Below are 13,472 nucleotides of genomic sequence, written 5' to 3' on the forward strand. Positions count from 1 at the left end.
CGATGGCCCCCGACATGCGCCTGGAGGGCGCCGTCGGGGGCCATCGGTCCGGAAGCCCTCCACACGACGCATGGAGGACAGGGGGAGAGCCGGTCGGCCCGTCACCACGGTTTGGTGGTCTGGCTTTTCGTCGACTGGTCCTTGGTGGTGTTCCGCTGCTTGGTGTCGCCGTTCGACGGCGTGGACTGCTGGTTCGCCTTGAGCAGTTCCTCCACCTGTTGCTTCTGCTTCGCGGTCAGTCCGCCGCCCTGCTTCGCGTTGCGCGAGGAGCCCGAAGCGGTGCCGGACCCGGAGGCCGAGGAGGAGCCGGAACCGTCCGTGCCCTTCTGCCTGGCGACCTCCTTGACGGTGCGGCTGGTCAGTTTGCGGGAGACCTCCGCGTTCGATTCGATCGACCGGCGCACCTGGGGCACGAGCAGGAACCCGAGCGCGCCGGCGTCCTTGAACTGGGCGTCGGTCTGCTGCTGGCCGGCGCTGAGCGCGTCGAGGTCGGCATCGGCCTTGCCCGCCGTCTTCAGGTTCTCGTTGAGAGAGGCCGTGGCCTGGTTGAACCGCATGATCGCGGCGAGGTTCAACCCCGCGACGCCGGCCCCGCACAGGGCGATGACGGCGAGCGCCGCCAGGGCGATGCGCACGCCGAGCGAAGCGCGTGCCGCGGGCTTCGCGGGCCCGTCGGCACCGCGGTCCTCCCGCGTGGCGTGTGCGTTGCGTGATGTGCGTGCGCTCATAGCAGCCTCCTTGACAGGGCGAACTGTGCTCCGGCCTCCCAGGCCAGCAGCGCCGTCAGCGCGATGGCCAGCGGCCATACGACGGGCGTGAGCCTGGTGCGGCGTTTCGCGGTATCGGTCATCTTCCATGCGTCGGAGACCTTCGAGGACAGGGCGCGGTCCATCGTCGCGCCCGAGGAGAGGGCGAGATACGAGCCGCCCATCTCGTCGGCGATGTCCTTGAGGTTGCCCTCGTCCATCTTCGACACGCCGGGCTGCCCGGTGTCCGGGTCGGTGACCCATTCCTGCGTGTCCGCGGACGAATCCGACACGCCGTCGCTGATCTTCGGGATGTTGCCGCCCTCGGTCGACCCCACGCCGATGGCGTAGGCGTCGTCGAGGTAGCTGCGCAGCGTGGAGAACGTGCGGCGCGCCTTCGACGAGGTCTGTTCGCCGTCCGTGATCACGTACAGCACGACCGCGTCGTCGGGGTGGTCCTCGCGGATCTGCTTGAGGGTGGTGACCAGCTGGTCGAGCGGCGCGTCGAGCGTCGAACCGGCCGACACGCTCGTCGCCTCGGGCACGAGCGTGTTCGCCCAGCTGCGGATCGCGGGGGCGTCCGGGGTGAGCGGCACGTCCAGCGTGCCGGAGGCGCCGAAGCGCAGCGCGGCGAAGCTGGAGTCCGCGTACATGGACGTCAGGTCGTCCACGGCCTTGCGCGCTGCCTCCAGTCTGGTGATCTTTGCGTCGGAACCGTACGTGGCGTCGTCCACGGCCATCGATCCGGTCACGTCCACGGCGACGACCACATCGGTGGCGTTCACCGCGCGCGATGTCGTCGACGAGACCATGCTCGGCGTGAGGACGATCGCGGCGGCGAGCAGGCAGGACAGCGTGCGGCGCACGCACGAGCCGACCGTCTCGTCGCCGGCGGCGCCGCGGGCGTGCCGTATGACGCCGACGACGGCGAACAGGAGCATCACCGCGGCGAGGGGGCCTCCGACCGGCCAGCCGAACGTGGGGGAGAGCGTCCATGAACCCAGGGAACTCATCGCTTCAACCTCCAGACCACGATCAGCCAGCCGGCGAGCGCCACGACCAGGGCCGTGGCGAACCATGCGGGATCGTCCACCAGGGCCGCCTGCCGGGCCTTGCGGTTCTCGGATGCGCGGCGTTCGTCGATGTCGCGCACCAGCTCGTTGACGCTCGAACCGTTGGATTGGGTGAGGAACACGCCGCCATGCGATTCGACGAGGCGCTTCATCTCGGTGGTGGTCGCCTCGCCCTCGCTTTGCGTGGGGCCGGAGAACAGGCCGTCCACGGTGATCTTCGCCTTGCGGGTCAGGTCCAGCGCCTGGGCGAGCGTGTACGTGGGCGTGCCGGACACCACGTTGTCGGTGGCGAGCACGATCGACGCGGCGCGGGTGCGCGCCGTGCCCGAGGAGTCCGCGGAGGCCGAGCCGTAGGCGAAGCCGGGCAGCATCGCCGCGCAGGAGACCACGCCGTCACCGATCAGCGAGGTGGTGTCCTTGCGGTTCTGCGTGCCTTCGAGCCAATCGGCGATCCGCTGGTAGTCGGAGTCGCTCATATGGTCGATGTCGTCCTGCGATTCGACGCCCTTGAGCGCCTTCGACGCGGCGTCCAGCTGTTCGGTGACCAGATCGTAGTCGTCGGTCAGCGGGAACACGGTGCGCGAGGTCGAGTTGAAGATGCTCATGCCGATGCGCTCGCCCTCGAAATGCTTCACGAGGTCGCGGTACGTGTCGATCACCTGGCGGTCGTAGGGGAGCGTGGAGCCGGACACGTCGAGGCACAGCACGATGTCGCGGCTCGACGAGCGTTCCTCGCTGCGGTCGACGGTCGCGGGGCGTGCGATGAGCGCCACCGCCAGCGCGAGCGCGGCGACGAGCAGCGCGGCGGCGAGCCGGTTGAGCCACCGCCACAGGCGGAACAGCCTCGAGGCGCGTTCGGTGTTGAGGTCGTCGTCCAGGGAGAAGACGCGCAGCGCGTCGGAGGGGGTGCGGCGGCGCGCGAGCGCGACGATCAGGATGACGACCGCCGCCGCGGCGAGGCCGCCGGCCAAGGCGGCCCAGGGCCATTGCCATGACAACTGCATCAGCGTCCCCACCTTTCCACGAGATTCGACACCCAGCCGGCCGCCTCCTCGACGGTGACGCCGCGCGCGTGCGCGTCCACCGTCATGTCGGCGAATTCCGGCGGGTAGAGCGCCGCCACCGTCATGCGCAGCAGGTCGAGGCCCTGCCGGGTCGCGGGGTTGCGCGGTTCGCGGCGGATGTCGGTGAGCGTATGGGACTTCATGTCGCGCCCGGTCGCATCGGAGGCGAAGTCGCGGGCGATGGCCGCCAGTTCGGCGAACGCCTCCTCACGGTCCAGCGAACCGTCGGCGTGACGGGCCGTGACCTCGTCGATGCGCCCCCGCCAGTACGCCTTGTCGCCCATGGCGCGGTGGGCGCCGCGGGCGACGGCCTTCGGCTTCGCCCTTTTCGGACGGGACAGCACCACCACGCAGGCGATGAGCGCGGCCGCCAGCAGCAGGCATGCCGCCAGCACGGCGATGAACGGCCCCGTCAGGTCGATCTGGCCGACCGGGGTCAGGTCCTTCGAATCCAACGCGAGATTCGTCATGCGGCACCTCCCGTCGGATTCGGTCCGGAGCCCGTCCGCGGTCGGCCCGGCGTCACGCCGGCGATCGCGCGGGAGACCAGGCGCACGAACGCGTCGAACATCGCCTCGCTGGAGGCGGCGTGGATCATATGGCCCCCCGCATGCGCGAGCTCGCGCTCCAACGCGGCCGCCATGTAGGCGCGATGCGTGTCCACCTCGGCCGCCGCGCGCGCGTCGGCGAGGAAGGCGGGCAGGCGGCGCGCGCCCATGCCGTCGAGCACCGCCGCGCGGCGCGCGGCCGAGAACGGGTTGACGGTGGCGACGTCGATGAGCACGATCGGATGGGTGCGCGCGATCAGCCGGATCGCCTTGAGCTGGTCCTCGCCGAGCGCATGCTCGTCCGTGGCGAGGACGATCAGCGCCTGACGGTCCTTGATGCGCCGTGCGTAGGCGAGCAGGGCGTCGATGTTGCGGCCGTGGTCCCAATCCCGTTCCAGCGCGCGGTCCAGCGTGCGTTCGAACTGCGCGAACCCGCCGTTGAACGGCACGCGCGTGATGCTCGCGGCGTCGGAGAACACCAGCGACAGGTCGTCCGAGCGGCGCAGCGACAACGCGGCGAACATGCGCAGCGCGTTGGCCGCCACCTCGAACGCCCGTTCGCCGGACTCGCAGGCGCCGGTCATCTCGCGGCCCACGTCGAGCAGCATCCACACCCGCGAGGTGACCAGCCGCTCGCGGCGCACGACCATCGGACGGCCCTGCCTGGCGCTCGTCTTCCATTCGATGAGACGCGCCTCGTCGCCCGGCTCGTAGGCGCGCACGTCCATCAGCTCGTCCGACCCGCCGGGCCGGTGCGACGCATGCTCGCCCTCGATCACACCCAGCGCCTTGCGGACCGTGGGCAGGCTCAGCTGCGTGCCCAGCGCCTCGATCCTGGCCCTGACCGGATCGTCGGTTGCGGTGCCGATCATGGAACGGGGACCGCCTGGACGATGCGGTCGACGACCTGGTCGGCGGACACGCCGTCCGCCAGCGCCTCGAACGTGAGCACGATGCGGTGCCTGAGCACCTCGCGCACATACGACTTGACATCCTCCGGGACCACGTAGTCGCGGCCCTTGAGCAGCGCGTTCGCCTGGCCGATGCGCACCAGGGCGATCGAGGCGCGCGGCGAGGCGCCCAGACGCACCAGCGAGCCGAGGCCCTGCACGGGCCGGGATCCGGCGCCGCGCGAGGTCGCCGCCAGATCGACGGCGTACTGCATGATCGCGTCCGAGACGTGCACGCGGCGCGCCGCGGCGCGCAGGAACTCCACGTCGCGGATGGAGACCTGGTCGGCGGACAGCTGCGCCGGGTCGAACACGTCCGAGCCGCGGCGCGTGAGCAGCGCCAGCATGCGGCGTTCCTCGTCGGCGGTCGGATAGGTCATCACGGCCTTCATCATGAAGCGGTCCATCTGGGCCTCGGGCAGCGAGAACGTGCCCTCCTCCTCGATGGGGTTCTGCGTGGCGATCACCATGAACGGCTTCGGCAGCGCGATGCGCTCGCCGCCGATCGTGGTGGCGCCCTCGGCCATCGCCTCGAGCATCGCGGACTGGGTCTTCGCGTTCGAACGGTTGATCTCGTCGAGCAGCACGAAGTTGGCGTGGATCGGGCCGATCTGCGTGGTGAACCGCTGCGAGGCGAAATCGAAGACCTGCGTGCCCACCAGGTCGGACGGCATGAGGTCCGGCGTGCACTGGACGCGCTTGAACGTGCCGGACACGGAGGTGGCGAGCGTCTGGGCCGCCGTGGTCTTGGCCAGGCCGGGCACGGATTCGATGAGGATGTGGCCGCCGGCCACCAGCGTGAGGATCAGCGATTCGCGCAGGTTGTCCTGTCCGACGAGCGTCTGCGCGAAGCGGGCGCGGATGCGGTCGGCCAGCGCCGCGGCCCGCTTGACGTCATCCGCGGCCAGCGCGCTGGCCGCCACGGGGACCCGCATCGTGGCGGGCTGAGGGGGCATCTGTGGTTTCGGAGGGAAAATTGCCATGCGTTCCACTGTAACCACGTGCGGTGACCGTCTCTCAGGGCAGGCGCCAGTCGACCGGTTCGGCGCCCATGGCGACGAGCGCCTGGTTGGCCCGGGAGAACGGATGCGAGCCGAAGAACCCGCGGGAGGCGGACAACGGGCTCGGATGCGGGGATTTGATGATGACCGCGTTGGTGAGCAGCGGCTCGAGGCTCTGCGCGTTGCGGCCCCACAGGATGGCCACCAGCGGCTTCGGCTTGCCGGTGGCGGGGTCGACGCGAGCGTTCAGGGCCCGGATGGCGGCGTCGGTGACCTCCTCCCAACCCTTGCCGTGGTGCGAGTTCGGACGCCCCACCTGGACGGTCAGGCACCTGTTGAGCAGCAGCACGCCGCGTTCGGTCCATGGCGTCAGGTCGCCGTTGGAGGGCATGGGGGCGCCCGTGTCCTCGACGAGTTCCTTATATATATTGACCAGGCTCTTGGGCAGCGGGCGCACGTCCGGCGCCACGCAGAAGCTCAGCCCCACCGGGTGGCCCGGGGTGGGGTAGGGGTCCTGGCCCACGATGAGCACCTTGACCGAGTCGAAGGGGACGGTGAACGCGCGCAGGATGTTGCGGCTCGCCGGAAGCCACCGGCGCCCGGCGCGGTGCTCCTCGCGCAGGAAGTCGCCCATGCGGTGCACCACCGGCTCGACGTCGGCCAGCGCCGACGCCCAGCCGGGTTCGACCAGTTCGCTCAACGGTTTGATTCCACTCATGCGCATCACTTTACTTGCGTCGTCCTAGAATCGTGCATATCCGGTGCATGCCGCGTGGCGGGATCGCCGGCGGGGAGGCGCTGCCGTTACACTCGGTGGGTAGTTCGACGCGAATGGAGGTCAGCATGGCGAAGAGCGAGAAGGACGGGTCCGGGGCCTACGAGCCGGATGTGTTCGACAATCCGCCCAAGGGGCCCGCGGGGGTGCACCGCGGCTCCCGGTCGGCCTTCGCGAGGTTCATGCCGTTCGTGGCGGTCGTGATCGTGGCCGCGCTGTGCGGCGTCGGCGCCTGGGGCGTCTTCTCCGGCGAGATCGGCAAGATCTCCATGCCCTGGTCGTCGTCTTCGTCTTCATCGTCCGCCTCGTCCTCGTCTTCGTCCGCCTCGTCCGACGCCGCCAAGAAGGCCGCGGCGGCGAAGAAGGCCGCCGCCGCGAAGAAGAAGGCCGAGCAGGAGGCCGCGGCGAAGAAGGCCGCCGAGGAGCAGGCGGCGCAGCAGCAGGCCCAGGCCGAGCAGCAGGCGCAGGCCGAACAGGCCGCGCAGCCGGACAAGGCGGCATCCGTGCGCGTCATCAACGGCACCGGCATCTCGGGGTATGCCGCCACCAAGCAGGGCGTGCTCGCCTCCGCCGGGTACACCGACGTGGTGGCCTCCAACCCCACGGGCACCCTGCCGGGCGCCACCGTGGTGTGGTACGAGAACGACTCCGACAAGGCCACCGCCGAGGACGTGGCGAACACCCTCGGCATCTCCAACGTCCAGCAGGCCTCCGGCCTGGGCGCCACGGTCGTCGTGGTCCTGATGAGCTGAGCCTCGCGGCCCGCGGCGCCGATGCCCGCGGGCCGTTCCGTCATTCGGGCGCATCCCCCTCGGAGCCGGTGATTGACTTGTTGTTGACAGGGGTCGCGTCTATACTGGCCCTTTAGTCGCGAGGCGGGGGGAGCGCGGTGTTGTAGTTCTTTATTCCCTCCGTGTCGGGAGAGATTACAGCTCACACAGCTAAGGGAAGTGCAACATGGCGCAAGGAACCGTCAAATTTTTCAGCAACGGCAAGGGGTACGGCTTCATCACACCGGACGGTGGCGGTGACGACGTGTTCGTCCATTATTCGGTGATCCAAGGGGAGGGGTTCAAAACCCTCGACGAAGGCGACAAGGTCGAGTACGAGGCCGAGAAAGGGCCGAAGGGCATGCAGGCCACCAAGGTGGTCAAACTATGACCCTGTGATTTTGCCCACACTGAAATCCCCTGGTTCGTGAGGTTGAGGATTCGGACCCCTCAGGTTGCCCCGGTCGGTATGACGGGGCTTTTTTCATGCCCGGATTCATGCCCAAAGCGCAATCGCCGACGACGATGTTGGCACTCGGACGGGCGGAGTGCTAATGTCGCAGTTAGCACTCGGAGGTCGAGAGTGATAACCGGCGGCTGACGGCCGGTCGTCGCGGACGGCCATGCGGGTGAGAACCGGTACCCAAGCCATTTGGAGGAACAGACAACCATGGCAAAGATCATCGCTTATGATGAGGAAGCCCGTCAGGGCATGCTGGAGGGCCTCGACAAGCTCGCCAACACCGTCAAGGTCACCCTCGGCCCGAAGGGCCGCAACGTCGTGCTCGACAAGTCCTACGGCGCCCCGACGATCACCAACGACGGCGTCTCCATCGCCAAGGAGATCGACCTCGAGGATCCGTACGAGCGCATCGGCGCCGAGCTGGTCAAGGAAGTCGCCAAGAAGACCGACGACGTCGCCGGCGACGGCACCACCACCGCCACCGTGTTGGCCCAGTCCCTCGTGCACGAGGGCCTGAAGAACGTGGTCGCCGGTTCCAACCCGATCGCGCTGCGCCGCGGCATCGAGAAGGCCTCCGACGCCATCGTCAAGGAGCTCATCGCCGCCGCCAAGGACGTCGAGACCAAGGACCAGATCGCCGCGACCGCGACCATCTCCGCCGCCGATCCGGAAGTCGGCGAGAAGATCGCCGAGGCCCTCGACAAGGTCGGCCAGGACGGCGTCGTCACCGTCGAGGACAACAACCGCTTCGGCCTGGACCTCGAGTTCACCGAGGGCATGCGCTTCGACAAGGGCTACATCGCCCCGTACTTCGTCACCAACGCCGACGACCAGACCGCCGTGCTCGAGGATCCGTACATCCTGCTGACCTCCGGCAAGGTGTCCAGCCAGCAGGACGTCGTCCACGTGGCCGAGCTGGTCATGAAGACCGGCAAGCCGCTGCTGATCATCGCCGAGGACGTCGACGGCGAGGCGCTGCCGACCCTCATCCTCAACAACATCCGCGGCACCTTCAAGTCCTGCGCCGTCAAGGCCCCGGGCTTCGGCGACCGCCGCAAGGCCATGCTCCAGGACATGGCCATCCTCACCGGCGCCCAGGTCGTCTCCGACGAGCTCGGCCTCAAGCTCGACTCCGTCGACGTGTCCGTGCTCGGCCACGCCAAGAAGGTCATCGTCTCCAAGGACGAGACCACCATCGTGCAGGGCGCCGGCTCCAAGGAGGACATCGACGCCCGCGTGGCCCAGATCCGCGCCGAGATCGAGAACACCGACTCCGACTACGACCGCGAGAAGCTGCAGGAGCGTCTCGCCAAGCTGGCCGGCGGCGTCGCCGTCATCAAGGTCGGCGCGGCCACCGAGGTCGAGGCCAAGGAGCGCAAGCACCGCATCGAGGACGCCGTGCGCAACGCGAAGGCCGCCATCGAGGAGGGCCTGCTGCCCGGCGGCGGCGTGGCCCTCGTCCAGGCCGCCAAGAAGGCCGAGTCCGATGAGGCCGTCACCTCGCTGACCGGCGAGGAGGCCACCGGCGCCGCCATCGTGTTCCGCGCCATCGAGGCCCCGATCAAGCAGATCGCCGAGAACGCCGGCGTCTCCGGCGACGTCGTGATCAGCAAGGTCCGCTCCCTGCCGGACGGCGAGGGCTTCAACGCCGCCACCGACACCTACGAGGACCTGCTGGCCGCCGGTGTGACCGACCCGGTGAAGGTGACCCGTTCCGCCCTGCAGAACGCCGCCTCCATCGCCGGCCTGTTCCTGACCACCGAGGCCGTCGTCGCCAACAAGCCGGAGCCGAAGGCCGCCGCCCCGGCCGCCGGCGCCGACATGGGCTACTGATCGAGCGCCATGGTCCGATGACCCGGGTCGCATGACCCGTGTCGACCGAAGGGCTCCCGTCCGTCACCGCGGACGGGAGCCCTTTTCGCGTTGCCGCGACGTGCGGCGTCACCCGGCGAACAGCCGCGCCGCGGACGATTCGGCGTCGGAGTACAGCGTCGACGCCTGCGTGAGCGCCTGCTGCATCGCCTCCAACGCCGTCTCCATCTGCTGCTGGGACGCGCGCCATTGCGTCGCGAGCGACGCGAACCGGCTTGCCGCCGCTCCCCGCCACACGCCTTGCAGGGCGTCGAGGTTGGCGTACATGCCGGCCACGGCCTGGCGTATCTGCCCGACCGACGCCTGCACCGCGGCGCTCGAGGATCGGATCTGTTCGGAATCGACCTGGTATTGTGCCATGATCGTCATCTCCTTGTCTTCGTCGACCGATGGATCGTATTGCGGTGCACCGCGCGTCCGGCGCTTGGTGCAGCCGGTCGCTAAGGTGGAGTCTATGACGTTTGCACGGAATATCTCAGGAACAACGGGTGATGTGGTCGGAGCTCCCTCCAACGGCGTGTCGCGGGGCGTGAAATGGCTTGTCTGCGCGGTTCTGGCGCTGGCGTGCGCCTTGTGGATAACTCCCGGGGCCATGGCCGCGGACTCGGCGACGCTCACCGACAGCATCACCGACACGCAGAACCTGCTCGGCTCGAACGTGTCCGCCGTCACCGACCGGATCAAAAAGACCGAGGAGAAGACCGGCGTGCATGTGCGTCTGATGTATGTGGACAGCTTCCAGACCAAGAAGAAGACGAGCGACCTGGTGTGCGCCGCGCTGGAATCCACCGATCCGGCGCCCAACACCGTGCTGCTCGCCGTGGCCTCCGGGGACGGCAGCCTCGCCGTATGCGTCTCCAGGAACTCCGACGAGTGGCTGCGCGACCAGAAGACCGTCGACGCGCTGAGCGACGCCGCCATGCAGCCCCTGACCAAGCAGGGCGAACAGGACTGGTCCGGCGCCGCCATCGCGATGATGGAGGAGATCGAACAGCAGAAGCAGACCTCCACCACCTCCGGTTCCATTCGCATCGGCGTGATCGTCATGGGCGGCGTGCTCGCGGTGCTCGTGGTCGTCATCGTCGTCACCGTGATCGTCCGCCGGCGTCGCGAGGTCGCCGGGGACGCCAAGGATGTCAAGGACGTCAAGGACTCCGTCGTGGAGGGCCCCTCCGGCTCCGCCGACGGATCGGACGCGCCCGGGGAGGACGCCACGTCGGAGGGCGGGCGCCCGATGACCCGCCGCGAACTGCGCGAGGCGCGCAAGCGCAGACGCGGGCCGTTCCGCCGGTAGGATGCCATCCCGCCGTCGTCCCGCCTCCGGCCCGCGCCCGCCCGTTGCGGCCGGTCGGCGGGACGGACAGGCGGCAAGGAATATCCAGAACGCTTTCAGGAAACCCTCAGAGTGACGGTTCAAGCTGGGAGCCATGAGCAAGCCCATTGAAGCATCGATCGTCGTCGTCGACGACGAACCGTCCATCCGCGAACTGCTGGTCGCGTCCCTCCATTTCGCCGGTTTCGAGGTGAACACCGCCGCATCCGGCTCCGAGGCCATCGAGGTCATCGAGAAGGTCCAGCCCGATCTCATCGTGCTGGATGTGATGCTGCCGGACATCGACGGTTTCACCGTCACCCGCCGCATCCGCCAGGAAGGCATCGACGCCCCCGTGCTGTTCCTCACCGCCCGCGACGACACGCAGGACAAGGTGATGGGGCTGACCGTCGGCGGCGACGACTACGTCACCAAGCCGTTCAGCCTGGAGGAGGTCGTCGCCCGCATCCGCGCCATCCTGCGCCGCACGCGCGAACAGGTGGAGGACGACCCGATCATCCGCGTCGCCGACCTGGAGATCAACGAGGACTCGCACGACGTGACCCGCGCCGGGCGGACCGTGGACCTGAGCCCCACCGAATACAAGCTGCTGCGCTACCTCATGGACAACGCCGGGCGCGTGCTGTCCAAGGCGCAGATCCTCGACCACGTGTGGCAGTACGACTGGGGCGGCGACGCGGCCATCGTCGAAAGCTACATCTCCTACCTGCGTAAGAAGGTCGACGGCGTCGAGGTCGTGGGCGAGGACGGCGAGAAGCACAAGGTCACCCCGCTCATCGAGACCAAGCGCGGCATCGGCTACATGATCCGCGAACCGAAGTCATGATCGTCCACCCGCAGGGCATGCAGCCGGCCCAGGCGGCCGTCGCCGCCAAGGCCCCGGCCTCCGGCGCGCCGAACGGCAAGGCCGGCGGGCCGGAGGCCAAGGGGTCGCGACGCCGGTTCGGCGGGTTCTTCCTCGACCGTCTCGACCGCGTCTCCCTGAGCGCCAAGCTTGTCGCCGTCACGCTCGTCGTGCTCATCGTCGGCCTCGTCGGCATCTCCGCATCCATCCGCCAGCTCGCCGACAGCTACCTGCTCGACAAGACCGACACCCAGCTCAACTCGCAGAAGGACCTCGTCTTCCGCAACATCGACCTGCTGCGCGACAAAAGCAGCAACAACGGCCTGAACTCGTACTTCCTGCAGATCAGGTACGTCGAGAACGGCAAGCTGACCGACAAGATCGAGACCCCGCTGTACCCGATCCTCGAGGGCAACGTCGTCTCCACCCCGCAGCTGCCCACCAACAGCCAGATCACCGCCGACATGATCGGCAAGCCGTTCACCACGAACGCCGTGGTCACCACCACCTCCCGCATGGGCGCCGGCTCCGGTTCGGCCTCTTCGGGCGGGGCCTCCTCCGGGGCGCCGGTCGCCTCCATCGTCACGCCCGGACGCAAGGTCATCCAGGCGGCGAACTCGCCGTGGCGCGTGGCCGCCTACCAGTGGTACGACGACAACGACAACTACAAGGGCGTCGTGTTCATCGGTCTGTCGCTGGCCGACCAGATCGACCTCATCAACACGCTGACCAAGTACTGCCTGACCGTGGGCCTCGCCATCGTGCTGCTCGGCGGTTCGCTGGCCGCGCTCGTCATCCAGCGCACGCTCGACCTGCTCAAACGCATCGAGAAGACGGCGGCCAAGATCGCGGCCGGCGACCTGAGCCAGCGCGTGCCGTGGGCGCCGGAGAACACCGAGGTGGGATCGCTGTCCGCGTCCCTGAACACCATGCTCGCGCGCATCGAGACCAGCTTCCACGAACAGGAGCGGACCACGGCGAAGATGAAACGCTTCGTCTCCGACGCCAGCCATGAGCTGCGCACGCCCCTCGCCGCCATCCACGGGTACGCGGAGCTGTACACGATGCAACGCGGCATGCCCGGCGCGCTCGAACGCGCCGACGAATCGATCTCGCACATCGAGAAATCCAGCCAGCGCATGACCGTGCTGGTCGAGGACCTGCTCTCGCTCGCCCGCCTCGACGAGGGGCGCGGCATCGACATGACGCAGACAGTCTCGCTCACCACCGTGGTCGCCGACGCGCTCGACGACCTGCACGCGCTCGACCCCGAACGCGAGGTGACGCGCGGCACCGTCGCGTTCACGCCCGCCACCGACCTCGACCATCCCGCGTCCATCGCCATCGAACCCGGCGACATGGCGTCCGTGTCCCTCACCGGCGACGCCTCGCGCCTGCGCCAGGTGGTGACCAACATCGTCGGCAACATCCACCGCTACACGCCGGCCGATTCGCCCGCACGCGTGGGGCTCGGCGTCATGCCGGCGTCGATCACGCCGGAAAGCCTCTCCCGGATGCCCTCCGGCGACGAATCGATGCGCCACTTCCTCGAGGCGGCCGAGGTGGGACGGTCCATGAACACCGGGACCAACTACGCCGTGCTACGCTTCGAGGACCACGGCCCGGGCGTGCCGGAGGAATCCCGCGCCCAGATCTTCGAACGCTTCTACACGGCCGACCCCTCCCGCGCCCGCGAAAAGGGCGGCACCGGTCTGGGGCTCGCCATCGCACAGTCCGTGGTCAAGGCGCACAAGGGCCTCATCTGCGCCACGCCGACCGAAGGCGGCGGCCTCACGTTCACCATCGTGCTGCCCATCGGCCCCGTCGCGCCGGCCGCGGGCGCGCCGGCCGCCTCCGACGCCGCGCCCGGCGACGCCAGGTCGAGGGACAAGGGCAAGGGCCGGGAGAAGGGGCACCGCACCTCCTGGTTCTCCCGCTGAACGGCCGTCGCGCCGCGGCGCCTTCCCGCCGCCGCCCCGTTACGCCGAGGGCGTCGGCGGGGGAGTGCGGTAGAATGATTCGGCTTAAGGATT

General features: G+C 68.8%; 14 protein-coding genes. 6 read left to right on the forward strand and 8 right to left on the reverse strand.

All coding sequences use genetic code 11. The features are described 5' to 3' along the window. Positions 1-101 precede the first annotated feature (101 nt). From GFD21_RS00660 to GFD21_RS00690, 7 genes are read right to left on the reverse strand one after another with little or no spacing between them, the layout of a single operon-like run. Positions 102-728 carry a DUF6466 family protein gene (locus tag GFD21_RS00660; RefSeq protein WP_225431513.1) on the reverse strand — a complete coding sequence of 209 codons (627 nt, stop codon included), beginning with the start codon at positions 726-728 and terminating at the stop codon, positions 102-104. Further along, entirely contained in the window at positions 725-1,750 is a 1,026-nt protein-coding gene (locus GFD21_RS00665; RefSeq protein ID WP_163196500.1) for a VWA domain-containing protein, read from the reverse strand. Before GFD21_RS00665 ends, GFD21_RS00660 begins: the two co-directional genes overlap by 4 nt. 5 nt (positions 1,751-1,755) lie before the next feature. Then, a complete protein-coding gene (locus tag GFD21_RS00670; protein WP_163196002.1) occupies positions 1,756-2,823 on the reverse strand; it encodes a vWA domain-containing protein in 1,068 nt (355 codons plus the stop codon). Further along, positions 2,823-3,353 carry a hypothetical protein gene (locus GFD21_RS00675; RefSeq protein ID WP_163196003.1) on the reverse strand — a complete coding sequence of 177 codons (531 nt, stop codon included), beginning with the start codon at positions 3,351-3,353 and terminating at the stop codon, positions 2,823-2,825. Before GFD21_RS00675 ends, GFD21_RS00670 begins: the two co-directional genes overlap by 1 nt. Next, positions 3,350-4,303 (reverse strand): DUF58 domain-containing protein, encoded by a 954-nt coding sequence (locus tag GFD21_RS00680; protein WP_163196004.1) that lies wholly within the window; start codon positions 4,301-4,303, stop codon positions 3,350-3,352. Before GFD21_RS00680 ends, GFD21_RS00675 begins: the two co-directional genes overlap by 4 nt. Next, positions 4,300-5,364, reverse strand: coding sequence for an AAA family ATPase (locus GFD21_RS00685; protein WP_163196005.1), 1,065 nt, complete (start codon positions 5,362-5,364; stop codon positions 4,300-4,302). The genes GFD21_RS00680 and GFD21_RS00685 overlap by 4 nt, the downstream gene beginning before the upstream one ends. Positions 5,365-5,398: 34 nt before the next feature. Beyond that, positions 5,399-6,106, reverse strand: coding sequence for a uracil-DNA glycosylase (locus tag GFD21_RS00690; RefSeq protein WP_163196006.1), 708 nt, complete (start codon positions 6,104-6,106; stop codon positions 5,399-5,401). 119 nt (positions 6,107-6,225) lie between these two features. On the opposite strand from GFD21_RS00690, the gene GFD21_RS00695 reads away from it, so the two are divergent. From GFD21_RS00695 to groL, 3 genes are all read left to right on the forward strand, one after another. Beyond that, complete coding sequence (locus GFD21_RS00695) at positions 6,226-6,909, forward strand: LytR C-terminal domain-containing protein (protein ID WP_163196007.1); 684 nt, start codon at positions 6,226-6,228, stop codon at positions 6,907-6,909. Between the two features lie 205 nt (positions 6,910-7,114). Next, positions 7,115-7,318 carry a cold-shock protein gene (locus GFD21_RS00700; protein WP_163196008.1) on the forward strand — a complete coding sequence of 68 codons (204 nt, stop codon included), beginning with the start codon at positions 7,115-7,117 and terminating at the stop codon, positions 7,316-7,318. Between the two features lie 279 nt (positions 7,319-7,597). Further along, entirely contained in the window at positions 7,598-9,223 is a 1,626-nt protein-coding gene (gene groL / locus GFD21_RS00705; RefSeq protein ID WP_163196009.1) for a chaperonin GroEL, read from the forward strand. A 108-nt stretch (positions 9,224-9,331) separates the two neighbouring features. Here groL and GFD21_RS00710 read toward each other — a convergent pair whose 3' ends face one another. After that, complete coding sequence (locus GFD21_RS00710) at positions 9,332-9,622, reverse strand: WXG100 family type VII secretion target (RefSeq protein WP_163196010.1); 291 nt, start codon at positions 9,620-9,622, stop codon at positions 9,332-9,334. 232 nt (positions 9,623-9,854) lie between these two features. Here GFD21_RS00710 and GFD21_RS00715 point away from each other — a divergent pair, with 232 nt between their 5' ends. The 3 genes from GFD21_RS00715 to GFD21_RS00725 all read left to right on the forward strand — a co-directional run bounded on the left by GFD21_RS00715 (position 9,855) and on the right by GFD21_RS00725 (position 13,379). Beyond that, complete coding sequence (locus tag GFD21_RS00715) at positions 9,855-10,556, forward strand: TPM domain-containing protein (RefSeq protein WP_163196011.1); 702 nt, start codon at positions 9,855-9,857, stop codon at positions 10,554-10,556. Positions 10,557-10,689: 133 nt separating this feature from the next. Then, complete coding sequence (locus tag GFD21_RS00720; protein ID WP_163196012.1) at positions 10,690-11,421, forward strand: response regulator transcription factor; 732 nt, start codon at positions 10,690-10,692, stop codon at positions 11,419-11,421. Next, positions 11,418-13,379 carry a sensor histidine kinase gene (locus GFD21_RS00725; protein ID WP_225431515.1) on the forward strand — a complete coding sequence of 654 codons (1,962 nt, stop codon included), beginning with the start codon at positions 11,418-11,420 and terminating at the stop codon, positions 13,377-13,379. Before GFD21_RS00720 ends, GFD21_RS00725 begins: the two co-directional genes overlap by 4 nt. Positions 13,380-13,472: the final 93 nt, after the last annotated feature.

It is taken from the genome of Bifidobacterium platyrrhinorum (genome assembly GCF_010667645.1).
Lineage (GTDB): Bacteria > Actinomycetota > Actinomycetes > Actinomycetales > Bifidobacteriaceae > Bifidobacterium > Bifidobacterium platyrrhinorum.

Coding starts and splice junctions, on each gene's coding strand:
- GFD21_RS00720 (WP_163196012.1), top strand. CDS start 10,690: ATGAGCAAGCCCATTGAAGCATCGATCGTCGTCGTCGACGACGAACCG.
- GFD21_RS00715 (WP_163196011.1), top strand. CDS start 9,855: ATGGCCGCGGACTCGGCGACGCTCACCGACAGCATCACCGACACGCAG.
- GFD21_RS00670 (WP_163196002.1), bottom strand. CDS start 2,823: ATGCAGTTGTCATGGCAATGGCCCTGGGCCGCCTTGGCCGGCGGCCTC.
- GFD21_RS00680 (WP_163196004.1), bottom strand. CDS start 4,303: ATGATCGGCACCGCAACCGACGATCCGGTCAGGGCCAGGATCGAGGCG.
- GFD21_RS00695 (WP_163196007.1), top strand. CDS start 6,226: ATGGCGAAGAGCGAGAAGGACGGGTCCGGGGCCTACGAGCCGGATGTG.
- GFD21_RS00700 (WP_163196008.1), top strand. CDS start 7,115: ATGGCGCAAGGAACCGTCAAATTTTTCAGCAACGGCAAGGGGTACGGC.
- GFD21_RS00725 (WP_225431515.1), top strand. CDS start 11,418: ATGATCGTCCACCCGCAGGGCATGCAGCCGGCCCAGGCGGCCGTCGCC.
- GFD21_RS00675 (WP_163196003.1), bottom strand. CDS start 3,353: ATGACGAATCTCGCGTTGGATTCGAAGGACCTGACCCCGGTCGGCCAG.
- groL (WP_163196009.1), top strand. CDS start 7,598: ATGGCAAAGATCATCGCTTATGATGAGGAAGCCCGTCAGGGCATGCTG.
- GFD21_RS00660 (WP_225431513.1), bottom strand. CDS start 728: ATGAGCGCACGCACATCACGCAACGCACACGCCACGCGGGAGGACCGC.
- GFD21_RS00710 (WP_163196010.1), bottom strand. CDS start 9,622: ATGGCACAATACCAGGTCGATTCCGAACAGATCCGATCCTCGAGCGCC.
- GFD21_RS00685 (WP_163196005.1), bottom strand. CDS start 5,364: ATGGCAATTTTCCCTCCGAAACCACAGATGCCCCCTCAGCCCGCCACG.
- GFD21_RS00690 (WP_163196006.1), bottom strand. CDS start 6,106: ATGCGCATGAGTGGAATCAAACCGTTGAGCGAACTGGTCGAACCCGGC.